The sequence below is a fragment of the Gardnerella swidsinskii genome (assembly GCF_023277705.1).
In the GTDB taxonomy this organism is placed as follows: domain Bacteria; phylum Actinomycetota; class Actinomycetes; order Actinomycetales; family Bifidobacteriaceae; genus Bifidobacterium; species Bifidobacterium swidsinskii.
On the sequence record NZ_CP083176.1, the window covers coordinates 1,413,495 to 1,436,672 of the forward strand.

General features: G+C 35.0%; 20 protein-coding genes and 2 pseudogenes. 19 read left to right on the top strand and 3 right to left on the bottom strand.

Translation table 11 applies throughout. The features are described from left to right. The first annotated feature begins 62 nt into the window (after positions 1 to 62). From K9E37_RS05760 to K9E37_RS05810, 11 genes are all read left to right on the top strand, one after another. Positions 63 to 569 carry a GNAT family N-acetyltransferase gene (locus K9E37_RS05760; RefSeq protein ID WP_004110930.1) on the top strand — a complete coding sequence of 169 codons (507 nt, stop codon included), beginning with the start codon at positions 63 to 65 and terminating at the stop codon, positions 567 to 569. A 5-nt stretch (positions 570 to 574) separates the two neighbouring features. Then, entirely contained in the window at positions 575 to 850 is a 276-nt protein-coding gene (locus tag K9E37_RS05765) for a type II toxin-antitoxin system RelB/DinJ family antitoxin (RefSeq protein WP_076002752.1), read from the top strand. A 66-nt stretch (positions 851 to 916) separates the two neighbouring features. Then, the gene (locus K9E37_RS05770) at positions 917 to 1,444 is read left to right on the top strand and encodes a recombinase family protein (protein ID WP_231130971.1); all 528 of its coding nucleotides are present in this window, start codon (positions 917 to 919) and stop codon (positions 1,442 to 1,444) included. A gap of 19 nt (positions 1,445 to 1,463) precedes the next feature. Beyond that, positions 1,464 to 2,093: a hypothetical protein gene (locus tag K9E37_RS05775; RefSeq protein WP_012913997.1), complete on the top strand. Its 630-nt coding sequence runs from the start codon at positions 1,464 to 1,466 to the stop codon at positions 2,091 to 2,093. A 547-nt stretch (positions 2,094 to 2,640) separates the two neighbouring features. Next, positions 2,641 to 3,939 carry a hypothetical protein gene (locus tag K9E37_RS05780; RefSeq protein ID WP_248893225.1) on the top strand — a complete coding sequence of 433 codons (1,299 nt, stop codon included), beginning with the start codon at positions 2,641 to 2,643 and terminating at the stop codon, positions 3,937 to 3,939. Positions 3,940 to 4,208: 269 nt separating this feature from the next. Next, positions 4,209 to 4,388: a hypothetical protein gene (locus tag K9E37_RS05785; protein WP_012913999.1), complete on the top strand. Its 180-nt coding sequence runs from the start codon at positions 4,209 to 4,211 to the stop codon at positions 4,386 to 4,388. 1,055 nt (positions 4,389 to 5,443) lie between these two features. Then, positions 5,444 to 5,629: a helix-turn-helix domain-containing protein gene (locus tag K9E37_RS05790; protein ID WP_012914000.1), complete on the top strand. Its 186-nt coding sequence runs from the start codon at positions 5,444 to 5,446 to the stop codon at positions 5,627 to 5,629. A 26-nt stretch (positions 5,630 to 5,655) separates the two neighbouring features. Next, positions 5,656 to 6,375 carry a DNA-methyltransferase gene (locus tag K9E37_RS05795; RefSeq protein WP_004110918.1) on the top strand — a complete coding sequence of 240 codons (720 nt, stop codon included), beginning with the start codon at positions 5,656 to 5,658 and terminating at the stop codon, positions 6,373 to 6,375. Continuing rightward, the gene (locus K9E37_RS05800) at positions 6,376 to 7,449 is read left to right on the top strand and encodes a DNA cytosine methyltransferase (protein ID WP_012914001.1); all 1,074 of its coding nucleotides are present in this window, start codon (positions 6,376 to 6,378) and stop codon (positions 7,447 to 7,449) included. Further along, positions 7,442 to 9,403 carry an McrB family protein gene (locus K9E37_RS05805; RefSeq protein WP_076002754.1) on the top strand — a complete coding sequence of 654 codons (1,962 nt, stop codon included), beginning with the start codon at positions 7,442 to 7,444 and terminating at the stop codon, positions 9,401 to 9,403. Before K9E37_RS05800 ends, K9E37_RS05805 begins: the two co-directional genes overlap by 8 nt. 13 nt (positions 9,404 to 9,416) lie before the next feature. Beyond that, complete coding sequence (locus K9E37_RS05810) at positions 9,417 to 10,793, top strand: LlaJI family restriction endonuclease (protein WP_248893615.1); 1,377 nt, start codon at positions 9,417 to 9,419, stop codon at positions 10,791 to 10,793. 53 nt (positions 10,794 to 10,846) lie between these two features. Here the strand turns inward: K9E37_RS05810 and K9E37_RS05815 are convergent, their stop codons facing one another. Next, on the bottom strand, positions 10,847 to 11,281 hold the full coding sequence (locus K9E37_RS05815; protein ID WP_033888673.1) for a CGNR zinc finger domain-containing protein: 435 nt from the start codon (positions 11,279 to 11,281) through the stop codon (positions 10,847 to 10,849). Positions 11,282 to 12,505: 1,224 nt separating this feature from the next. Here K9E37_RS05815 and K9E37_RS05820 point away from each other — a divergent pair. The 7 genes and pseudogenes from K9E37_RS05820 (at position 12,506) to K9E37_RS05850 (ending at position 19,969) form a co-directional block, all read left to right on the top strand. Next, a complete protein-coding gene (locus tag K9E37_RS05820) occupies positions 12,506 to 13,291 on the top strand; it encodes an S-adenosylmethionine synthetase N-terminal domain-containing protein (RefSeq protein ID WP_248893227.1) in 786 nt (261 codons plus the stop codon). Positions 13,292 to 13,305: 14 nt separating this feature from the next. Next, positions 13,306 to 14,091: pseudogene (locus tag K9E37_RS05825) on the top strand (ParB N-terminal domain-containing protein); the annotation flags it as partial. Between the two features lie 17 nt (positions 14,092 to 14,108). After that, positions 14,109 to 14,966, top strand: coding sequence for a phage portal protein (locus K9E37_RS05830; RefSeq protein WP_286061233.1), 858 nt, complete (start codon positions 14,109 to 14,111; stop codon positions 14,964 to 14,966). A gap of 340 nt (positions 14,967 to 15,306) precedes the next feature. Further along, entirely contained in the window at positions 15,307 to 15,786 is a 480-nt protein-coding gene (locus tag K9E37_RS05835) for a DUF7689 domain-containing protein (RefSeq protein ID WP_102155302.1), read from the top strand. Positions 15,787 to 15,807: 21 nt separating this feature from the next. Further along, positions 15,808 to 16,575, top strand: coding sequence for a hypothetical protein (locus K9E37_RS05840; RefSeq protein ID WP_102155301.1), 768 nt, complete (start codon positions 15,808 to 15,810; stop codon positions 16,573 to 16,575). Positions 16,576 to 16,982: 407 nt separating this feature from the next. Then, positions 16,983 to 17,309, top strand: coding sequence for an abortive infection family protein (locus K9E37_RS05845; protein WP_004110896.1), 327 nt, complete (start codon positions 16,983 to 16,985; stop codon positions 17,307 to 17,309). A gap of 122 nt (positions 17,310 to 17,431) precedes the next feature. After that, entirely contained in the window at positions 17,432 to 19,969 is a 2,538-nt protein-coding gene (locus K9E37_RS05850) for a DEAD/DEAH box helicase (RefSeq protein ID WP_102155299.1), read from the top strand. Here the strand turns inward: K9E37_RS05850 and K9E37_RS06485 are convergent. Together K9E37_RS06485 and K9E37_RS06490 are read right to left on the bottom strand one after the other, a co-directional pair. Then, on the bottom strand, positions 19,958 to 20,326 hold the full coding sequence (locus K9E37_RS06485) for a hypothetical protein (protein WP_205727498.1): 369 nt from the start codon (positions 20,324 to 20,326) through the stop codon (positions 19,958 to 19,960). The genes K9E37_RS05850 and K9E37_RS06485 overlap by 12 nt on opposite strands. A 179-nt stretch (positions 20,327 to 20,505) precedes the next feature. Further along, positions 20,506 to 21,173 (bottom strand): annotated as a pseudogene (locus K9E37_RS06490) (relaxase/mobilization nuclease domain-containing protein). Between the two features lie 758 nt (positions 21,174 to 21,931). Here K9E37_RS06490 and K9E37_RS05860 point away from each other — a divergent pair. Further along, positions 21,932 to 23,173: a YcaO-like family protein gene (locus K9E37_RS05860; RefSeq protein WP_248893229.1), complete on the top strand. Its 1,242-nt coding sequence runs from the start codon at positions 21,932 to 21,934 to the stop codon at positions 23,171 to 23,173. Positions 23,174 to 23,178: the final 5 nt, after the last annotated feature.

Here is a 23,178-nt window from a genome sequence, read left to right on the forward strand (position 1 = left end):
GACTCTAATTTTAATAGAATTGTATTCTTATTAGAATCACATATTAAGAATAAGGAGAACTTATGAAATTAATTAGACCAGATAGTAAATATATCCAAGGTTATATAGAAGCAAATGAAGAAGATGAAATTTTTAGGCCGAATGCAGAAAGACGTTTTATAAACCCCGAAACAATTATAGAGAGTTCTTATAATATTGAACATGGTATAAATTTGCCTGAAAATTATGTTAGAGCTACTACGTTTTGGCTGATAGATAATGAAAAATTTATTGGTGAAATTAATATTAGGCATGAATTAAATTCTTTTTTAATTAACTATGGTGGTCACATAGGATACGAAATTAGACAATCTGAATGCATGAAGGGCTATGGAACAAAAATGCTTTCTATGGCACTTACATATTGTAAAGAGACTTTGAATCTGCATAAGGTTTTGATTACGTGTGATGATGACAATATCGGATCGATAAAAGTTATAGAAAATAATGGTGGAATTTTAGAAAACAAAGTGAAAAATAACTTATCAAGAGGAAACGTTACAACAAGAAGGTATTGGATTAATATATAGGAAAAATATTAAAAACAGCGAATGTGAATGTGAGAATACAAGAAAATATTAAGCAGCAGGCAGATCGAATTTTGGAAACGATTGGAGTCCCTAGAGCTATGGCTATTGACATGTTTTATCGTCAAATCATTCTTAATAATGGTATTCTGTTTTCGCTTACTATTCCAAAGTCTCTTACAGCACAAGATGCTATGGATGAGAAAACGTTTAATGCGTTGATGGTTAAAGGATATGATCAGGCGGTTCGTGGTGATAGCTATCTGATAGATGATGTTTTTTGAAGAGCTTGAATGCTGATTGGCAGTCGTGATGTGAGATTGGTTTTAGAAAATTAAACCTTTTTGTGATTGCTCGCTTCTATCGTTAAAAAGTGCACCCACCCTGTGAAGGTTGGTTCATCAAGATCTGAATTTAATCGAATGATTGATGAGTGTGAGAAAGGTAATCTTGATATTATTCTTACTAAAAGTGTGAGTCGTTTTGGTCGTGATACGAAAGAAGGCTTAGAGGCTATTAGAAAGATTCGATCATGTGGTACAAGGATTATCTTTGAGACCGATAAGATTGATACGGAAACTGTCGATGATGAACTTTTAATCAGTGTGGTTCAAGCGTGCTGTCAGGCTGAAAATGATTGGCGTAGCGAGAATATTGTTTGGGGATTAAGGCGTAGAGCAGAAGATGGCACGTCGGGTCTTTATAGTAGGGCTTGTTATGGTTATAAGAAAGATAAGCATGGCATGCTGAATGCAGGCATTATTTCTAAAGAGAAGTTTGAAGCCGTTGAGCTTGAGATGGCGGTTCGTAGTAATGTGGAAGTTGGAGAGGACGGAACGGTCAAACGCAAGTCTAAGAAATATAGTTCGAAAAGATGAAGATCATAGGAGAATGTATATGAAAGATAAATTTTCTAAATCAAATATTAACACCGTTTCAGGGAATGTTTTTAATGGACCCACTAATATTGTTTCCGGAAACAATACAGATTTTAATGGGAATTCATCGGGAAAAACTGCGACATATACGCCTGAACCTGTTTGGAGAAGCCCTATAACAATGGCAATTCTATCATGGATGGGAATCTTTATTTCCCTGATAGGAATTTTCCCGTTTTATAAACTATTTGAACCTTTAATTAATTTATTTACCAATAAAAGTATTCAAATAAATGCAAACAATAATATTATATATTGGGGAATCTTAGCTATAGTAATAATTATACTTTTGGCAATTATTGTATGGTTAAGAGATATTACTAAAAGAGAAACTAGGCATCCGTTATTCTTTAATTATGCAATTAGTGGTCTTGGAAGAAAACTTACGATAGAAAAAATTCATATTGAAAAATGCCCTATATGTGGTGGCACAATGAAATATTTCAATAAGGCTGTAGAATGGAGAGATACAACATATCCTAATGGAAAAACAAAACGTGAGGTTACAAAAAAAGTGCCTGCTTTGCAATGTAAGCGAAACCCAGATCATTTCTGTGAAGTTGATCCAGCTGCAGATAAAATAAATTAGGTTTAATGAAAATAAGTATACTGTTATTGTAAAGTTGCAACTCTATGCAAATTAAAAAATTGCAGATGATGCTGGACAAATATTTCGAGCGATAAATCTCTAAAAAAGATTAATAGTTTATATAATATATACATTAGTCTAATCAAAACTTATATGCTCGAAACAACAGAAATCTTATAGTTTTTATAAAATCAAATGGGTTTTGCAGAGATATTTAATTTTTCAAAATAGCCTAATAATCTTACATGGAGAGTGTTGTTTTGATGTTGAGAGTGACAGAAAATAGCCGCAAAAGCTCGGTAATGCTGCGGTTTTCTGGCAATCTGGGGACTTCGGAATTGGGCAGACAAAACACTCTGCAGAAATTTATCCAAAGGAGAACCAACCAAAAGTGTGATGGTAGAGTTGCCAAGATAGATGTCAATAAATGGAGTTGCCGGGTTAGATGTCGGGTAGTTGTGGTTGTGAGATAGATATCAAGATTGGTGAGGCTTGATTTATTCGCAAAATTTACTATTCCTATTATAGAACGTTAAAAGGAGGAACTTTGAATATAGAGTATGTTGTAGTTGGCATATGTATTGTGGCAGTGGTGATGATTGCTGCTTTCCTAATTAATAGGCTAAAGAAAACAAATATTCCCGAAGACGAGAATAGCTCTGATTTGAATAATAGTGCGATGATAGTAAAGAAAACAAGTAAATTATCTCAGCCAAATCAAAAGCTCGATGAACTTGTCATTCAGATGGAAATGCTTCCGGTAGAAGCAATATCTGATGATAGTAAGCTGGTGGAGATAACTGATAGTAAAATTCTGGGGCGTGTGAACAATTTGTTTTCCGGATTGGTGCAGGCTAGTATAGCAGGTTCCAATGCAGTCCAAATTGCAAAAGCGGGAAGCGAGGTTTTGTATCGCGCTATAATCCCGGCTGGTGCTAAACTTACCAATTCTAAGGCTATGAAAGGAGCGGTTCGAGGACTCTATTTTGGTGCTAATGGAATCAAGGGTCATGCAAACCTTGTAGCGGTTAAAGCTAAAAATGTAGTAGCGAATAATGTGGGTGTAGCCATGGGATTGGCATCAATTGTTGTTGGGCAGTATTACATGACGCAGATAAATGCAGAGCTTGGATCAATCCGTGATGGAATTTCAAAAATATCTGATTTTCAAGATAATGAATTTCGAAGTCGGGTTTTTTCACTTGTTGCTCATGTTAAGAAAATTGCCGACTTTCAAGTAGAGATCCTTGAGAATGATGAATTGAGACTGTCAAAGATTGCGCAGCTCGATAATATAGAAGAAGAATGTACTCAGTTACTTGGTCAGGTTAATTTAACTTTGGCGGGCTTTACAAAGAAAAATGACCTGGATTATGCATCTTATGAAAAGGAATTAAAAGAAGCGCAAAACTGGTATACATACCAAAAAGCATTGCTTGATGTGCTGTATAAGATTTCCGACTTGAGGTATACGCTTCATCTGGGGGCTGTCTCAAGAAAGCAGTGCCTAGCGCTTTTGCCGACATACACAAAGCAGGTGGAAGATACTCAAGCATTATTGACTGGCTGGCATCAGACATCCGTAAATCGTTTAAGCATTGATACAGATGAGATCAAGCGTAAAAGAGATGGAATCGATCGCGTCATTCATTTTATTCCTGGATTATTTGATGATGACCTTAATTTTAGGGCGATTAACAAAAAAACAGTAGATATGATAACGGCTCAAGCATCAGTCAAATCCATTAAACATCCGCAGGACACCTCTGACCTGTATGCCGAGGATGTGCAATTGATTTCTAAAGACGGTAAAATCTACTACTTACCAATGGGTAAGGCAGAATGAATGTGAAAAAAGAAGAATGATAAGGTGACAGATACGTTGTAACAAAAAGTATGACAGTATTCGTCCTCTTGACATGAATGGTGCCACCGTCACTCAGAATGCCATTCACGCCAACTATGATAATTTGTTAATTAGTGAGAGAGGTACTTTAGCACCGTTAGTTTCAAATAGTTGAATTTCATCAGTGGACGTTAGCATTATTGTTATATTATCGTCCACTTGAGACCCTGGTGATTCTAAATGCACCAGCTTACTAGGAAGGCATCTAAATGAGTAAATGTTCAAACTGTCGTAAGCAAATGCAGCTAGTTTCTATTCTAATAAGCGTAATGGTTCCAGTTATTGCAGCTTTCGCTATTATGGAGTTATATCATCTGCTTGGAGTAGCCATTGCAATGGAACTGATTCTTATCGCTTGGACAGTCGTGCTTATTAAGTCAAGCAAGTAAAACAATTCTCCGACTAGACAGCGAGACTAATTAAATGGATGACATCATGCAAGTACGTGTTTTGCAACTCCTAAGTGGAGTGGACGCGATGTATTTATTCTAAAGAGTGTCCACGGCTAGCTTGGGTGAGGTCAGAGACTTTTTGCGATAGATTTCTAAATAGCGTTGAGTTCCATGAGCTTATTCTTCATAATGTATTTAGATTAAATTCCGAAATGGAAATAATTCTAAATAGGAAGAGGCGTACGTTTACGAGATGTTGTTCACAGATATAATATACGTTTAATGTTAATAATAAAGGCATCAAGAAACAGTTAGAAGTTGATTTCATAGCTAATCTTGGAAGTAAAAGATATTATATTCAATCTGCCTATAGTCTTCCTTCAATCGAAAAGATACATCAAGAAAAAGCGTCCTTGTTATATATTGATGATTCATTTAAGAAAAATAATTATCGTAAAAGATAGAATAAAACCTTTTTTGGATGAGCATGGAATACTTACTATTAGTTTATTCGACTTCCTATTGGATAGGAATAGTTTAGATTTGTAGTGAATAGCTTAACGTATTAGTTATGCTTATATTCCCACACATATTCCCGAGCACGAGCTTTTGAAAACTATTAACTTTTATTCATTTCATATTTGTCTCTCAATCCACGTGGAGACTGTTGTATTGATGTCAAGAGCTGATTAACTGGGCAAATTTTGTCTTTGTGTAGCAGGGGTTTACAGGGTCTATCGTTAAAAGGTTTAATGAGTGGCGGCTGTAAGCTGGCTCGGCGTGCTTTTTGAGTGCAGTTTGGCTGTTTGAGGGAAGATATCAATGCTCTAGGGTCGAGTGCACAGGATGGTAACGGTAAAAAGTACACACGACTTGCTCACAGGCTACAGCGTCAAAGATAGGCAATTTCTTATAATGTAAAATATCTAGTAATATATACAAATATAATGAAATATATCCAAATACAACCAAATACATTGACCTTTTATAAAAAGCAGATATAATGGTAGTTGGGTCTGTAGTGATGAAAATTTAGAGGTGGTATAACACAGATGAAAAATGAAGAAGGCTATATCAGCATTGATGAAGCGGCAGAATACTTGGGGATAAAAACTGTCACTCTGAGAACCTGGATAAGAAAAAAACCAGATATGCCAGTATATAAAATAGGAAAACTTTGGAAATTTAAACGCTCGGAATTAGATAAATGGATTGCCAGTGGAGAAAGTGCAGAGTAGCTGTTAAGTTAGGAGAGTGATTCATATTGTCTAAAATAGAACTTTACAACGATGACTGTATTGTTGCTATGGATAATCTTAGGGCAAAATCAATAGATTTAATTGTTACAGATCCGCCATATAATCTTGGTAGTTTTATGAAAACTAGAGATACTAATCTAAAAAAGATGAGAGACAATTTTTTTGCTGCCGCAGGTTGGGATGACATGGGTTTTGAGGAATGGAAGAAATCCATGGAGTCTTTTTTTGAACTATCTTCTAGAGTCATGAAAAAGGGTGGCTCTATGATTGTGTTTATGGCTATTATAAAAGTTGAAACGATTATAAAGTTAGCTGAGGAATATGGATTTTACTATAAGACAACAGGGATTTGGCATAAAACTAACCCTATGCCCAGAAATATGAATTTACATTTTGTAAATTCTACAGAAGCATGGGTGTATTTCACTTATAAAACAAAGACTGGAACATTTAACAATGGTGGAGCTATGTTTCATGATTTTATAGAAACATCCGTCACTCCGAATAGCGAAAGAAAATATGGAAAACATCCAACGCAAAAGCCAGAAAGTTTGATGCAGCACTTTGTAGAAATACTTTCCAACCCTGGTGATAATATTCTAGATCCATTTATGGGCTCTGGAACAACGGGAGTTGTTTCAAAACGAGCTGGTCGCAATTTTATAGGTATAGAATTAAACTCAGAATACTACAACATTGCTAAATCTAGGATAGAGGGCAAATAAATGCAACCAACGGTAATAGATTTATTTTCAGGCGTAGGAGGATTATCGTTAGGCTTTGAAGAAGAAGGATTCAGTGTTCTTTTAGCTAATGAGTATGATGAATCCATTGCAAACGCTTATATGAAAAATCATAAAACAACAAAAATGGTCGTTGGTGATATTACCTCTCTTGATTTGGATGCTGTTTTTGGAACATATAAAAATAAGATTGACGTCATTATAGGAGGGCCACCTTGCCAAGGCTTTTCGCAAAAAGGTCAGCGGAAAACAATCTACGATAAAAGAAATTTTTTATTTGAATATTATGTAAAGGTAGTTGAGCTTGTAAAACCTAAGTATTTTGTAATGGAGAATGTCCCAAACCTGCTTACTGCTGAAAAAGGTTATTTTTTTAATGAAATTGAGACGCTATTTAATGCTATGGGGTACTTTTTGCAGCATGGAGTACTTAATGCCGCGGATTTTGGAGTACCACAAAATAGAAAAAGAGCAGTTATTATTGGCAAAATGAATGGGGTTGCTCCGTCTTTACCATCCTCGCTGAATGAGAAAGTAACTATATGGGACGCAATTAGCGACTTGGCATTTTTAGAATCAGGAGAAGGTGATGAGGTGCAAGAATACAGATATGCGCCTCAAAGCGAGTATGAAAAAAAATTACGTGGACATGCTAACCTTTTGTATAATCATAAGGCAACAAAACACTCTCCACTTTCATTAAAAAGATTGAGAATGATTCCTCCTAATGCCGGTAAAGAAGTTTTACCAAAAGAGCATCTAACTAAATCCATATATAGTGGTACGTGGACCAGGATGAAAAAAGATGATATATCCGTCACGATAACAACAAGATTTGATACACCTTCTTCAGGCAAATTTACTCATCCTTTTTTAAATCGGGCAATAACAGTAAGAGAAGCGGCCAGGATACAGTCATTCCCAGATGAATTCATATTCATTGGTAGTAAGAGTTCTCAAATGAGACAAGTTGGTAATGCTGTTCCGCCACTATTGGCATCAGCAATCGCTAGAGTAATTAAAAATGATATTATGGAGGGAAACATTGATGAATAGACCAGATAATATGTCCGCTTATAGTGCATTGGATTTAAAGCTTGGTATTAAATCTTCGCTCCCACATGTTAAGAGTGCTGTCGCGCTAATACTTTTGTTTTGGGAGTGCTCTATTAAGTCTGCTGAGCTTCAGTATTCCGTGCAAAGTGGAGACAAAATAGTAATTAATCCAAATTTGAAAACTGCTATTAAAAATAAACTAGCACAAATTTGTAAACAAGATGGTATTAACATTGATACAGTAATAGATGCTATAAATAATAATTCACTATTTAAGTCTCAAATGGAATCGCTAATAGTAGCCTTTGAGCTAATTTGGAAGTTAGCAAAAATCAGCTTTATTGATGAAGATAAAACTGCTGGTGCAGAAAGGACAGGTGGAATAAGGTATCCCAAAAAATTAATCTATACGGTCAATGCTGACATTATCGATACTCTAATTGACAATGATTGGGATGCTTATGTACGTATTTTGATTTTGTGGATTGGTGTTGATATTAATTATGATAAGCAGATAGAGACTCGATTGAGTCGCTTGTTAACTGCAATATCTGAAGGCGCAATCTTTAAATTAGTTGATGGTACTAATGATGTTATTTTTAATCAAAACGACGTGTATAAGAAACTAATGCAAACTAAAAATAATGTAGACTTAAATGGAGATGAAGAAGCTAAAGGTTCTTTAAGAATACTTAAATCTCTGCTTTCGGATGGACTAAACCCATACCTTGAGGGCCATAATGGAGATGTTCAGATATTAAAAGGTCAGTTTAATAATCTAGAGGAATATCAAAAAAGGGTAGAAACCTTTCTGCAGCTATCAGCCACAAAAATAATAGGCTTCAAGGATGCAAATATAGATAAAGAGACCGATAGACAAGATTCGCTTGAAAATAATCGCGTTGTAAGTGGGCGTAATATTCTTCTATATGGTGTTCCGGGTTCTGGTAAGAGTTGGACTATTGAGCATGAATATTGCAAACCTGGAAGTGTTGTAGAAAGACTTGTATTTCATCCTGACTACACTTATTCAGATTTCATTGGACAGATTCTTCCAGCAGTTTCAGATGATGGACAGGTAAGTTATAAGTTTACTCCTGGACCTTTTACGAATATCCTTCGTGAATCATATAACAATCCGAGCAAGGAATACATCCTTATTATTGAGGAAATTAATCGTGGTAACGCTCCTGCTATCTTCGGAGAAGTGTTCCAGTTGCTTGACCGTAAAGTAGAAATTCGTGATATTGATGACAACGGATATCCCATCGGTACAAGTGAGTACGGTATTACAAATATGAATATTGCTGAGGAGATGTACGGCAAGGATAGAAAAACAGAAAAGGTTCGTATTCCTTCAAACCTTTCCATCATAGGTACGATGAACACATCAGATCAAAATGTTTTCACGTTAGATACAGCTTTTCAGCGCAGATGGGATATGCGTCTTATCGAGAACGATTTTGCCAGTGTCGACAGTTCGCTTGCTGATGCAGAAATCCTTGACACTGGAATAACATGGAAAAATTTCTGTGTTGAAATCAATAAGATTGTTGTTGGGAATAGTACAAGGATGACTTCTGCGGAGGATAAGAGACTTGGAGCATATTTTGTTCATGTTCATGACCTTAAATACGATGACACTATGGGAGATCTGAAAGAATACGATGCTCTTCGTGTGAAAGAAACCAGTGGTTCCCTTACAGATGATGAGAAGTCCAGAATTGCAGTGATTCGTGATGCAATGCGACAAAATAGGAAGTTCCCTGAAAAGGTAATAAAATATCTTTGGGATGATGCATTTAAATTCAACCGTGAAATTATTTTTGATGTTGATAAATATCAAAGTCTTGAACAAGTAATACATGCTTTTATGTATGCCAATGGTACTGAGCGCTTTAAGGTGTTTAAAGATAATGTCAGGGATGCATTTGCTAATGTAGAAGAAGATTAAGTCGGTGATTTATATGGATTTAGACTCAGCATCAAATTCAATCAAGGAATTTGATATTAAAAAACACTGCCATGTTAACACAAATGAAGATGTTGATCGTTTTGTTGGTATCAAAGCTGATTCTGATAATGCTATGGTCTATTTTCCAATCGGATATGAGTTGCCAAAAACCGATGCTGAAATCAGAACAGACATAAAGCATTTAATACAAGTGTTATCTGAATTTACAACAAAAGATGACAGATTATTGGCAATTAATAAGTTTACAGCACCACAATTGGTAGGCTTCCCTATCAATGCGTATAAAAATGTTATAGAATATTATTTTTCAATTGGTGGCGCCTATTATGTTGAGAAAGAGCAAGTATATACTACTGCTTCAACTGGTAAGCAGGATTGGGCAAGAACTGCACGAAAGCAAATGCCTCTTGTTCAAAGCAGAAATGGTGTGAGTTCTTTTGTATTTACACAGTTTGAAGTTCGATCTTCAACTCCAAATGACACGAAAGAAATAACGCAGATTAATAGATTCTGTGTGTATGAAGCGTTTAAGAGACTTGGATGGCTGTATGTTCCCTATATGCCAGAGGAATCAGGGTCACATCCGGATATTAAGACGTCAATAAGAATTGTCCAAAACAAGCTTGCTACTACAAATGACGATAGGAAGAAATCCTTATTTCGTAGCATGAATGACATGCTTGAGTATATGGATGAGAAGACTTCCGATAAGCAATTCTACTTTGGTACAGATGACTTTGATCACGTGTGGGAAAAATTAATTGATCGAGCATTTGGAGAGAAGGACAAAAATAAATATTTTCCTCGTTCAAGATGGTTGCTTGACTACGGCAAATACAAAGAAAAGAGGCCTTTGATACCGGATACAATCATGATATATAACGATAAATATTACGTTCTTGACGCTAAGTACTATAAATACGGTTTGACTGGGATTCCTGACCATCTGCCTAACGGTTCGTCAATCAATAAGCAAATTACATATGGCGAATATTTGGAAAAGAATAAGAATGTAGATGCGAAATCTCTATTTAATGCTTTCATCATGCCGTACAATATGGCAAAGAACTATTTTAGTCTGACGTCTTTTGTTGGAAACATTGGTGAGGCAATTGGCGACTGGAGACGCAACAAAAAATACTATGAACGAATCCAAGGAATTGTGATTGATACAAGATATCTAATGTACCATTATTCAGGTAAACCGATAAAGGAAAAGGCTGCACTTGCAGAATCTATAGAGTCTGTTCTGAGCAGGAAGGAAATAAAATTTACAAAGGAATCATCTCTTTCTAAAATAGTATCTTATGCGCGTAAGCCTACTGATTCTATGGTTGCCGAAGACCGTGGCACGTACGATATAGATTAAATATAAAAAATACTATTGCAGAATCTCTGTTTGTAGTACTACAGACAGAGACTTTATTTTATAGTTCTTCTTTTTCCTTTTCTTTTCCTATATCGGTCTTGTGTAACTCTGTTGCAGCATTCTTTGCTACAGAAACGTTTCCTTGTTGATGTGGTATTTACAAGGAAATACCGACCACATCTAGGATTATCACAGGGGCGATATAACTCAAGATCTGGTTTCAAGTAAAATATGGAGAAATATACAGCACTAAGAAGTGAATCTACTTTCCAGGAAGGAGTCATGGTTTCTGGATCATAAACAGGATGTATATCTTTAATATTGTAATTAATTTCTTCCTTAATTAGAAACTTAGCGATTTCAATTACTGCTACTTTCATTATTTCAGAGAAATTATTGGAGCTATCTCCATTCATGTCATAAAAGAAGTGAAATAGGAAATCGGAAATTTTCTTAGCTGTATCTTGTTTCTCATAATTAACAAACATCAAAGTTACTTTAATATATAGCTCGTTTTGAAATCCTTGAACAGATTTATAACCTCCAATACTATCGTTATAATCATTGATGCTCAGATTATATGTGCCATATAAAGAGTCTGCAATAGTGTAGGTATCTCCATCAAATTTTTCCTATTTTCTTTTAGGAGATAATTCAGATGGAGAGTTGTTAATCGTTTCAAGATAAGAATTGTGGCAGCTTGAATAAGGTTTATTCATAAAATCTGTATTTATAGAAATATCCTTACGGAGGAGTAAAGAGATAACCAATTCGCAAATCTTTTTATAATTCTTTCTAATTTCACTACAGCAGTCATTAACTCAACTGTCGCTTTCAATCGGTTGATTATTTCATACAAAATTTTTTCATCGAATCCAGTATAGGAAGTTTCTGATACAGGAAATAAGAAACCATTGCTTTTAAAGAAAGAAAAAAGTTCTTTAGTTAGTTTGTTAGATAATGAAATTAATTTACCAAGTATATTTCGATCCTCTGTGCTTACATTAGATGCAATCCGAAATAAACCACCTTTGGCAGTGTAACCAAATTTCAGGTATTGCTTGTAATTTTAATCTGATTGTAGGCTCTTTCCCTGGAGATGTGTGTTCTATATCTTCAACGCAGTCACAACTACAGCTTTCAAACATAAATAAAAAATTTTCAAAATTATTTACGGAATTTTTTCTTTGATCAAGGGCATTTTGAATCCTTTCTATTGTAATAAAGTCATGGATTATAGCATGGCTTTATTTTTTGGTTGCAAAAAGTAATGTCAATTTATTTGGAATATATCGCTTATATACTTTAATGACGAGTAATGTAAATAATTTAGCATTACTTTTCCATTAAAGTTATGCTATTTTTTACTATCTTCTATTACTTTCTTTACTTGATTATATTTAATTCAGAGTTAATCAATAACTCTGATGTGATTTCAACTAATGAAATGAATATCGTTGCATAGGTTGAGAACATCAAATTTAAATCACAAAGCCTGATTAGCTATAGGGCGATGAGATACATCGTAGAGTCTCTACGGGTTTATTCCGTGGGGTGCTATGTGAAGTACCTCTATTTTCCTATGGTTATTTTCAGTTAAGAAAGCCGGTACTTCACCTAGAGTACCGGCTCTTTTTGTATGTTCTCTCCATCGCTCCGACCGCTACAGGACGCCTGCTTATTACACGTAAAAACATATAAGGAGAAAAATTATGATAGAAAAAGTAAACCCGTCACATGTCGACAAGATTGCGGATCGTATTGCTGGAGCAATTGTTGATCTTGCTTACAAGCTGGATGAGAATCCGAAGATTGCTGTTGAAGTGATGCTCGGGCATGGTAAGTGTGCCGTGTGTATTGAAAGCACGGTGATGTTTAAGTTTAAGGATATTAAAAATATTATCCACCGTTTAAGCCCTGGGAAAGTAAAGATTGATATTACGGTTGTGCCGCAGGATAAGCATTTAAGCCAAAACCAGGATGGTATGGTTCGCTGCGCTGATAACGGGATTTTTAAAGGCATGCCACTAACAGGCGAGCAGAAGAAACTCTCGGCTATTGCTCGAAAGGTTTATGAAAAGTATCCGTATGACGGCAAGTATGTTCTTGATGGTGAAAAGCTTATCATCTGCCAGTCTCACGCTAAACGAGAAGACTTATTGAAAGACTATCCGAATGCGTTTGTTAATCCTTTAGGCGACTGGACGGGTGGTATCAGCGTGGATACGGGAGCGGTTAACCGAAAACTCGGGTCAGACATGGCTTATGCTGTTACGGGCGGCGGACTTCATGGTAAGGATCTTACGAAAGCTGACGTGTCGGTTAACATTTACGCGTTTTTGAAAGCGCAGGAAACCGGCCGGGTGGTTGAGTTTTCTTGTGCTATCGGGGATGAAATGGTTGATGGTAAACCGTATTCGCAGATTGTGAAAATTGCGAAAGATTATATTGACTCGGTGGGTGGTTTTGAAAAGCTGGCTTGCTGGGGTCTTTTCTAACGGGAGGAAAGCTTATGGAAAAAGAAATGCAGTATTATCTGGCTGACGTAAGTGAGCTTATCCCGTATGTGAGAAACGCTCGCACTCACTCTGAGGCACAAGTATCTCAGATAGCGGCAAGTATTCGCGAGTTTGGTTTTCTATCCCCAATTCTAGTGGCGGAAGATAATACGATTCTCGCAGGCCACGGCAGGCTTGCCGCGGCATTAAAACTGGGCCTTAAAAAAGTTCCGTGCGTGAAAGAAAACCATTTAACTGAAACACAAAAACGTGCTTATATTATCGCGGATAATAAGCTTTCACTTAACGCCGGCTGGGACAATGAGCTATTAGCTGTTGAATTGTCGGAGATTGAAGGAGCTGATTTTAACCTTGATCTTCTCGGATTTGACGAGGCGGAGCTTTCCAGTATTTTTGATGCCGATAAAGACGTAAACGAAGACGATTTTGATGTTGAAAAAGAATTGGAAGAACCATGCTTTTCTAAAACAGGTGACATTTGGACGCTTGGCAGGCATCGTGTTATTTGCGGTGATGCTACTAAGTTAGAAACATATAAGACGCTTCTTGAGAATACTAAAGTGAATCTGGTGGTTACTGATCCGCCTTATAACGTGAACTATGAGGGTGCTGCTGGGAAAATTAAAAACGATAATATGGAGGATGATAAGTTTTACCAGTTTCTTTTCAACTCGTTCGTGAACATGGAGCAGGCGATGGCGGATGATGCGTCTATCTACGTGTTTCATGCTGACACGGAGGGATTGAATTTTAGAAAAGCATTCCAGGACGCGAGGTTTTAGGCTTATACCCTTTAATGCCTGATCGTATGAGAGTTGACCGGGATGAGAGTGGTCAAATTTTTTACGAGTATACGTTAAGTGATAGTGATGTTTTAGCGGGTAAAGAAACGAGTGTGAAACTTAAACCTTTTGACGTGCTTCATATTCCCGGTCTTGGTTTTGACGGGCTTGTTGGCTATTCGCCTATTGCGATGGCAAAAAACGCTATCGGTATGGCGATAGCTACGGAAGAGTATGGTGCATCGTTTTTCGCTAACGGTGCTACACCAAGCGGCATCTTGGAATACCCCGGTACAGTAAAAGATCCGTCTGGTATGAGGGATAGTTGGAATAAGGGGTTCTCGGGTTCTAATTCGCATAAGATAGCGATTTTAGAGGAAGGCATGAAGTATACGCCTATTTCTATTTCGCCTAACGAAGCACAGTTTCTTGAAACTCGTAAGTTTCAGATTAACGAGATCGCTCGTATTTTTAGAGTCCCACCACACATGGTTGGTGATTTAGAAAAATCGAGTTTTTCTAATATTGAACAGCAGTCGCTTGAGTTTGTGAAATACACGCTTGATCCTTGGGTGGCGCGTTTTGAACAGTCTATTACGAGACGGCTTTTTACTGATAAGGAGAAAGAAACTTATTATGTGAAGTTTAACGTGGATGGTCTTCTTCGAGGAGACTATCAGAGTCGTATGAATGGTTATGCTACCGCTCGTCAAAACGGTTGGATGAGCGCAAACGATATTAGACAGCTAGAAAACCTGGATAAGATTCCAGCCTGTGAGGGTGGTGACTTGTATTTGATTAACGGCAACATGCTCCCACTTAACCGTGCGGGAGCGTTCACTGTAATTGGCAGAAATAAGTTAGGTGATTAAGATGAATTTGTGTCTTGATAATATTAATATAACATGTTAAATTAATATTGTTATAGTATAACTGTTTAGACAGTGGATGAATCATTTAGGCAACGAAGACATAACGAATTATCTTAACGTTAAGCGAAAAATAGAATTTAATCTCTATGGATACTTAACTAAGATAATATCCTACACTATGAGAGTATACAACAAATTAAGAGTAGCAGAAAGGGTGGAATAATTTATGTGACATTATAAAAATCATAAAATGTACAAGAATAATGATTATTCGAGATAAAAGCTGATTAATCTCAATCTTACTTAGTCAAAGATGTTGTTTTTAAGGAGGTGCTTACAAATGGTTAGAAAAAGAAAGATGTTATCAGCAATAACCGCTTATGTAATGGTTGTTGGAATGTTGTTTTTTACATCCAATTCTGTTGCTTATGCGTATACTTTATCTCAACCAAAATCGTTTTATGATAGTATTTCATGGACATGGTTTTATAGTGATAAGGCTACGCCAGCATATAATTGTCTAGGATTTGCAACTGGTAGTATGACGTACGAATGGCCTAGTGACTTTGGTGATGCTGCTACTAAAGCGCAATTGGATAATTATCTGGCAAAGAAAGGTTATAGACCTTATAAATATGATCCATTTATTCTAGCGTATGGTCATTCTCCTGATAAAATTGTTCATTTTGCAAAGGTTACTGGTCTTAAGTGGTGCCGTGCTAAATGGGGACAATTGGAGCTGTTTAACCATGGTAGTCATGATCCTTATTACCCTAATTCTGTTTATGGTTCTTTGCAACACAAATACACTGCGAATTAGAATTCTAGGAGGTGTAATACTATGTCTAAGAAAAAAATGTATATTTCGCTAGGAACTTTACTTTTATTGGTTCTATTTGTATCTACTGGAATTTTTATTATTGGAAATAATCAAGCATCAAAGAATAGTGGGAATATAGCTCATAAATTGATGCCAGTAAACGTAGCTTATGCTGAAACGTTAGATGATATAAAGGGATCCATGAATAAGTTGATGGTGGAATTAGAAACTGAGACGAAGACTAATCCACAAGTGGCTATGCAGGCACATCCAGGAAAGTTTATTAGGAATTCTAAAAACTATCAAAGAATATTGAAACTGGGACTGAAGGCAATTAAACCTCTTTACGATGCTATTTATGATAGTAGAGATGCTGGATGCTATGAGTATATTCTAGCTATGGCTATTGAAGACATAACTGGTGAAAAGTTTGTTTACAATTCTGACTATGGTTGGAAAAATTCGTTAGAGTTTAGGATGGCTTATGACGAAAAAGTAAACAATACAAGGTTTAATGTTGAAAGAATCAGTAATAATGAAACTTTGAATGATCATGACCGAACTCAGAAATTCAAGGAATTAGGGATTTTTGCAGTTTCTGATTTAATTAAAGAGTATAGGAAAAGTGATTCCAAAGTTTCTAAACCATCGATATTAGAAGCTGTTAAGGGAATTACTAGTAAGTATAAAGAACTTGCAATAACGGAAAGAACTCCAACTGAGAGTATTCTAGATGAAATACAATTATTTGATTCTCTAGTTTCCTTAAATGGAAGAGCATACAAGTAAGGTGGATTATCTAACTGTAAAGCTAGTTCTTTAGGTATTATATGAGTGTTATACAAACATGAAGCGACCAAGGTTTTCTTGGTCGCTTCTTTATATAAGAGAGGAGGAAAAGGTAATGAGGAAGTTTTGGCAGTGGAAAAACCAGAAGGAAAATCAGGAGTCAAATGAAATATTGGAGAGGACACTGTTTCTTAACGGTACGATTGCTGAAGAATCATGATTTACTGGAATATTATGAAGTGCAATATTCCTTAGAAATAGAATCAGATGATAAAGCTTATAACGGAAGCACATACAAATCTCTTTATAATTAATAAGTGTAAGGAAATTATTGAAAGAGAAAAGCAATATTCTAAGAAATTTTCTACAGTATCAGAAGAGTTAAAGAAAAAATTTCTAGTAAATATATGAATCAGCAAATAGATTTGATGGTAGCAATGTGTAATGAAAATCCGACAGAAGCAATAGGAAAGTCAAAAGAATTACTAGAAAGTTGTTGTAAAACAATCATTGAAAGCAACGGTGAAATTATAAAAGATTCAATAAATATGGGACAACTTGTAAAACAAACTCTAAGTTCATTGAATATTCCCAATAAAGGCGTGGCAATGGATTTAGAAGAAGAAATTGTGAAACAAATTACAGGGAGTCTTAATGGTTTAAGTAGTGGAATAATTGAATTAAGAAATCATTATGGAAGTGGGCATGGTCGTTCTGCAAAATTAATGGATTAACAAAACGACATGCAGAATTATCTGTTGGGGCAGGTATAACTCTTGTCTGCTATTTGTGGGATATATTTTTATTAATAAATGCAAATAAATGAGAATGATAAAATTAAATGGAGATACTAAAAATGGTAGATTTTAAGAAAAGAATTGCTTTAAAAAGTAAATCGAAAATTACCAATCCTATTGATTTATATAAAACGCTTGATAGAAAGAGTATCGCAGGTCCTTTAAGACCTGTTCAAAAATATGCTTTGGAAGAGTGGTATAACAATAGAAAAGATGAAAGAGATCTCATTGTAAAGCTTCATACTGGAGAAGGGAAAACTTTAATTGGTTTACTAATGCTACAATCAGTACTTAATTTAGGAGAGGGTCCATGCATATATGTTTGTCCTAATATTTATTTAGTCAAACAGGTTTGTTGGGAAGCTGAAAAATTTGGTATTCCATTTTGTGCAATTGATAATAATAATGAAATTCCTAATGAGTTTTTATCAGGTGAAAAAATACTAATAACTCATGCACATAAAATATTTAATGGGAAATCAATTTTTGGAATAGGTAATAATTGTACAAAAGCAGGAACAATTGTTTTGGACGATTCTCATGCTTGTATAGATGTATTAAAGAATTCGTTTACTGTAACTATAAGCAGGGAAAACAATGAAACCATTTATAATAAGATACTAACGTTATTCTCAGATGATTTAATAGAGCAAGGTGAGGGGAGCTATTTAGATATTAAATCTGGAGAATACGAAACTTTCATGATGGTTCCATACTGGGCATGGAATAGTAAAAAGGCTGAACTTTTATCTATTCTATCTGATTTTACCAATATGGATGAAATTAAGTTTGTGTGGCCATTGATGAAGGATAAAATAATAGAATATTCTTGTTTTATTTCAGGAAGTAAGATTGAGATTGCTCCATATAACATTAACGTAGAACAATTTGGGACATTCTCAAAAGCTAAGAGAAGAATTTTAATGTCTGCAACAACTCAAGAAGATATTTTCTTTGTCAAAGGATTAAATTTTTCAAGTGATGCAGTAGCTAATCCAATTGTGTATCCACAATTAAGATGGTCTGGTGAAAAGATGATATTGATGCCATCACTAATATGTGAGACCTGTGATAGAGACTTAGTTGCAACTAAATTTGCATCGGTGAATACTAAGAATTTTGGAATTGTTGCTATTGTTCCAAATACAAAAAGAGCTATCTATTACAGTAAATTAGGTTCAAAACTTCCACAAAATAATCAAGAATTATTTTCTGTGATAGACGATCTAAGAAAAAGTAATTTTGGAAAAACCGTTGTGATAAATAATAGATATGATGGGATTGATTTGCCAGATGAAAGCTGCAGAGTTTTGATAATGGATTCAATGCCATTTCTAAACAACTTCTCTGATAGATATGAAGAAAAGTGTTGCCCTAATAGTGAAATTATAAATAAAAAAATAGCACAAAAGATTGAACAAGGATTAGGAAGGGCTGTTCGTGGAGAAAAAGATTATTGCGCTATTCTTGTAATAGGATCTGATATAGAAAAATTTATGAGAGGCGTGTTAACAAGAAAATATTTTTCTGCCCAGACACAGAAACAAATAGAGATTGGGTTTGAAGTCGCAAAAATGGCAAAAGAAGAAATTAGTGAAGAAGATCAGCCTATGAAGCAGATTATTTCACTAATAAGTCAAATTCTCAAAAGGGATGAAGGGTGGAAAGAGTATTACACTGGTGAAATGAATGCAATTGTTCAAGATAACGTAGAAAATAAAATTTATGACAGATACGCAGAAGAAAATGAATTAGAAAAATTATTTTCACAGGGAGAATATGAACTTGCTGTAGAAAGGACACAAAAATTCATTGATAAGTTTATCAAGGATGATTTAGAAAAAGGCTGGTATTTAGAGCAGATGGCAAGATATGCCTATATGTATTCAGAGGAAAAATCAGAAAAACTTCAAAAGTCCGCATTTAAAAAGAATCCTCAATTATTAAAGCCTAAAGAGGGAATTGCATATTCAAAAATCTCTTTCCTGAATGAAAATAGAATAAATAGATTCAAAAGAAATATTGGCAAATATGACAGTTTTAATGAATTTAATCTTTATATAAATGAACTGATAGAAAATCTTTCTTTTGGCATTGCGGCTGAAAAATTTGAATCTGCATTAAAAAACTTAGGTGAAATTCTAGGCTATGTTAGTCAACGACCAGATAAAGAAATTAGAAAGGGTCCAGATAATTTGTGGTGTGTTTCAAATAAAAAATATGTATTTTTTGAGTGTAAAGATGAAGTGGACGAAAATAGAAATGCTATAAAAAAATCAGAAGCAGGTCAATTTAATAACCATTGTGGATGGTTTAAGGAAGAGTATGGGGAACTTGTAGATGTTTTGCGCATAATGATAATTCCTACTAAGCAGTTAGCACATGATGCGGATTTTAATGAGAAAGTTTTCGTGATGAGAAGGAATGGTTTAAAAAAGCTAAAAGATAATCTAAAAAAGTTTGTAAAAGAAATCGAAAAATACGAATTAGATTCATTATCTGATGAAAAAATCCAAGGGTATTTAAATATGTACAAATTAAATATTGAGAATTTTCCAGGAAATTATATTGAAGATATATATCATTTAAAAAAATAAAATAGTTAATAGAGATGGAGAGACGCTATCTCTCCATCTCCTTACCCATATAAATTCCATAGTTCTTTCGTATTTGATAAAGCTCGTCCATTGTAGATTTTGCAGAAGAATGCTCTTGCATAATGGTATTCTTTTTCCTTGCAATTTATCAAGTTTATCTAAAATATCCTTTGAATTAGGCGACTTTGAATAGGACTTTTTTTTAAGTTTTGTAAGAGCTTTTTCGTAGCGTGTGATTTCAGCCTTATACTCCTCGAAAAATGCCTTATTAGAAGGACTTGCTTTATATTCTTTGTAGTAGGCTCGATACTTTTTAACAGTATGAACTTGTTCCATCGTATCAGAAAGCAGCTGCATATCCTTATCAATTTCTTTGATTTTATCTTATAAGTTCTGTCTTTCTTCAGCACTTTTCTTTATGTATTCATCAAGTTGCTTAACGGATTTAATACCTTGTTCTCTGAGAAAGATAACAGAGTCAGCCATTATATTAAGGTTATATTTGGTTGCCCAATATTCATAGCCTTTGCTTCCTTTCACCTTTCTTCAGTATAATCTTCTCCGATTGTTTTAGATCTTGTAAATCTCGGCTTATCTTTCGGTTTAAAAGCAATGTGTTTGCTATACTTAATTTCATAGCCAAGATTAGCCATTTTCTTTAAAAAATCATCCCAATCCTTAAACTGTTTTACCATTCTGTCAATATCAAATTGCAGCCTGCTTTTCCAAGAAGTACCACGCTTTGTCTGTTTATTCTCATACCAAGATTTACCGTTAGTCTTATATTTCTTCTTGTAACTTTCGTAAAACTCATCAATGACAGGTAGGTTGTTTTCTTTGCATAACTTGTCGCTTTGATACCTGATTTGATGACAGCTTTTCTTATTAGACTGGTGGCATCTACCCGTTATCATATTTACATTGTTGAAGATGATGTGATTGTGGATATGCCCTTATCTACGTAAGTAGATAAGACAAATTCGTACTTGTCTTTAAGTATATTCTTATACAGCTTTATACCAATCTGGTGAGCCATTTCAGGACTTGTTTCTCCCGGTAAAAATGATTGAATGAGATGTCTTGCAAAAACGGTTTTTTGCTCTCGCGTCTTTCGTGTCCTTAAAAACTGAGTGTGGGCAGTTGATTCGTGGCATTTATGAGTGCGTAGTAAAAGTTGCTTGTTGAATATTATGAAGGCAAAGATTTGCAGGTAATTGCTTCGTTTATGAGGGAATATTGTTGGCGACATTAAATGCGCATGATGGTGTTGTCTGCTTTTGCGGTTGTTGCCGCTGCTACTTCTGTGTATGAAAAGTATAGTTTTACTGCTACCTTGTCTTGTGTTGTTTCCAGAACACTAGAAGCGTCACCACAGCACCGGCCAAAATTGTAGCGACGGTATTAATCTGTGTTCCAGGACTCCAAGCATAGCTAATAAAGTGCAAATTAGACACATATGGCTACTATCTCCTTACGATCTTAGGTAAAACCATTCATAATTAAGCGGTCAAAACATGCAAAAAAGACTACTTAAAACCTACGCAAGACATGTGGGCACACAAAGTTCGCTAGAAACGATTAGGCAAGATATACAGTATTACAAGAATAGTATACAATAATTTACTATAAGTCTTTCTTAAAATAATTAATAAAATTTATTATTTGTTACTGTTTTGTATTCATGACTTATAACTGTATTGTATTTTTTTGTAAGAAGTAATAGCATCTCCTATTAAAGTTCTTAAATGAACTTAAAAGGAAATTAAATGAGTTATTATTTTTTATTGAAAGGTGAATGTTATGGGACGTACTAGAACTGAACACAGCACTCCACATCTTACTAGTATGAGTGATTTCTTTGTTGGTGAAATACCAGACGATGATGAAAATTGAAATAAACATGCTGGCGGTTTTGTTATTTTGTAATAAAATTGCCAGCATTATTTTGTGAAAAGATATGTTATGGTTAATTTTGTTTCACCTGAACGAGAATTTACATTGATGGATTCTTTGTCATCAATTATTGAGGTATTTGCCTTAAAGAAGTGGCAATGGAGTGTTGAAGTATCAGCATTAGACACTACTTGTATTTTGGATTCGTGTGTTTATTTAGATGAGGCTGATTGTGCAGATATTGTTTTAGAATCCGCTAGAGGTAAAGGTCTTGGGCTTGAATCTCTAACTAGCGGTTTATATGAATTATTGGAACATATAGTATATTCGAATCAGTCTGTTTTGTATTCTTGTTCATCATCTCTTCGAATAAAAGGAGATGCGATTCTTAATCTTTCTAATTCAGCAAGCAAAAATACTGATTATACTTTTTATAGTATGAGTGATAATGCTATTGCTTCGTTACCACCAGAATACTGCGGTGGAAAGTCTACTGGTGAGTTTTCTTCTATTGATGAAAATTTAATTCGTTGCTACTATACAAATAATGGATGGGCCGCAGGTGCTTCTATCCAAGAAGCGACTTTGCATGCGCTTAATGAACTTATTGAACGAGATGCAACATCTAATATTCTTCTTTCTAATATATTTGATGATGTATGCGTAGAGTTTTTAATTCCTAATTGTGAATTATTGAAAGAAATAAAACAGGCTATTGAGAGCGCAACTGGTAACAAGGTGTATATTGTATCGATTCCAGCTTTGTCTGGCTCAGTGGTGCTATCTATATGTTATAAGACAGATAGAGAAGAAATTCCTACTTTTGGATGCGGCGCATCGCAATTTTTAGGATACGCAACATATCGTTCGTTTCTTGAGTTATGGCAAGAGTTATGTGCAGATAAAGATTATTCTAATCCTGAAGAACGTGATAGATCCAAAAGACTAAAACATCTTGTACATTCATATCCAAATATTAAGAAAGCTTTATTCTTAGAAAAAATTAGACAGGATAGTGGGAAATTTTCACAAAAATTAGTGTCATATGATATACGTGACACTTTATCTATTCCTAACATAGAAATTCAGATAAATAATATAGTAAATGATCTTCATAAGTACGGAATAGATATATGGAAACGTGACGCATTCCACTATGAGCGTAAATCGATGAAATGCAATCCTAGTGTTGTGCAAATTGTCGCACCAGGATTGGAACGTTTTCATGTTATTCGTCATGGTTTTCCTGCTGAACTTATAGGTCGTCTAAGAAAACGTAAATCAATAATGTCGATTCGTCAACACAATTAATGTAA

What these genes read in the sequence shown, in the direction of transcription:
- K9E37_RS05775 (WP_012913997.1), top strand. Translation starts at nt 1,464, where the DNA reads ATGAAAGATAAATTTTCTAAATCAAATATTAACACCGTTTCAGGGAAT.
- K9E37_RS05815 (WP_033888673.1), bottom strand. Translation starts at nt 11,281, where the DNA reads ATGTTTGTTAATTATGAGAAACAAGATACAGCTAAGAAAATTTCCGAT.
- K9E37_RS05810 (WP_248893615.1), top strand. Translation starts at nt 9,417, where the DNA reads ATGGATTTAGACTCAGCATCAAATTCAATCAAGGAATTTGATATTAAA.
- K9E37_RS05785 (WP_012913999.1), top strand. Translation starts at nt 4,209, where the DNA reads ATGAGTAAATGTTCAAACTGTCGTAAGCAAATGCAGCTAGTTTCTATT.
- K9E37_RS05845 (WP_004110896.1), top strand. Translation starts at nt 16,983, where the DNA reads ATGAATCAGCAAATAGATTTGATGGTAGCAATGTGTAATGAAAATCCG.
- K9E37_RS05800 (WP_012914001.1), top strand. Translation starts at nt 6,376, where the DNA reads ATGCAACCAACGGTAATAGATTTATTTTCAGGCGTAGGAGGATTATCG.
- K9E37_RS05790 (WP_012914000.1), top strand. Translation starts at nt 5,444, where the DNA reads ATGAAAAATGAAGAAGGCTATATCAGCATTGATGAAGCGGCAGAATAC.
- K9E37_RS05830 (WP_286061233.1), top strand. Translation starts at nt 14,109, where the DNA reads ATGCCTGATCGTATGAGAGTTGACCGGGATGAGAGTGGTCAAATTTTT.
- K9E37_RS05840 (WP_102155301.1), top strand. Translation starts at nt 15,808, where the DNA reads ATGTCTAAGAAAAAAATGTATATTTCGCTAGGAACTTTACTTTTATTG.
- K9E37_RS05850 (WP_102155299.1), top strand. Translation starts at nt 17,432, where the DNA reads ATGGTAGATTTTAAGAAAAGAATTGCTTTAAAAAGTAAATCGAAAATT.
- K9E37_RS05820 (WP_248893227.1), top strand. Translation starts at nt 12,506, where the DNA reads ATGATAGAAAAAGTAAACCCGTCACATGTCGACAAGATTGCGGATCGT.
- K9E37_RS06485 (WP_205727498.1), bottom strand. Translation starts at nt 20,326, where the DNA reads ATGCAGCTGCTTTCTGATACGATGGAACAAGTTCATACTGTTAAAAAG.
- K9E37_RS05760 (WP_004110930.1), top strand. Translation starts at nt 63, where the DNA reads ATGAAATTAATTAGACCAGATAGTAAATATATCCAAGGTTATATAGAA.
- K9E37_RS05835 (WP_102155302.1), top strand. Translation starts at nt 15,307, where the DNA reads ATGGTTAGAAAAAGAAAGATGTTATCAGCAATAACCGCTTATGTAATG.
- K9E37_RS05805 (WP_076002754.1), top strand. Translation starts at nt 7,442, where the DNA reads ATGAATAGACCAGATAATATGTCCGCTTATAGTGCATTGGATTTAAAG.
- K9E37_RS05860 (WP_248893229.1), top strand. Translation starts at nt 21,932, where the DNA reads ATGGTTAATTTTGTTTCACCTGAACGAGAATTTACATTGATGGATTCT.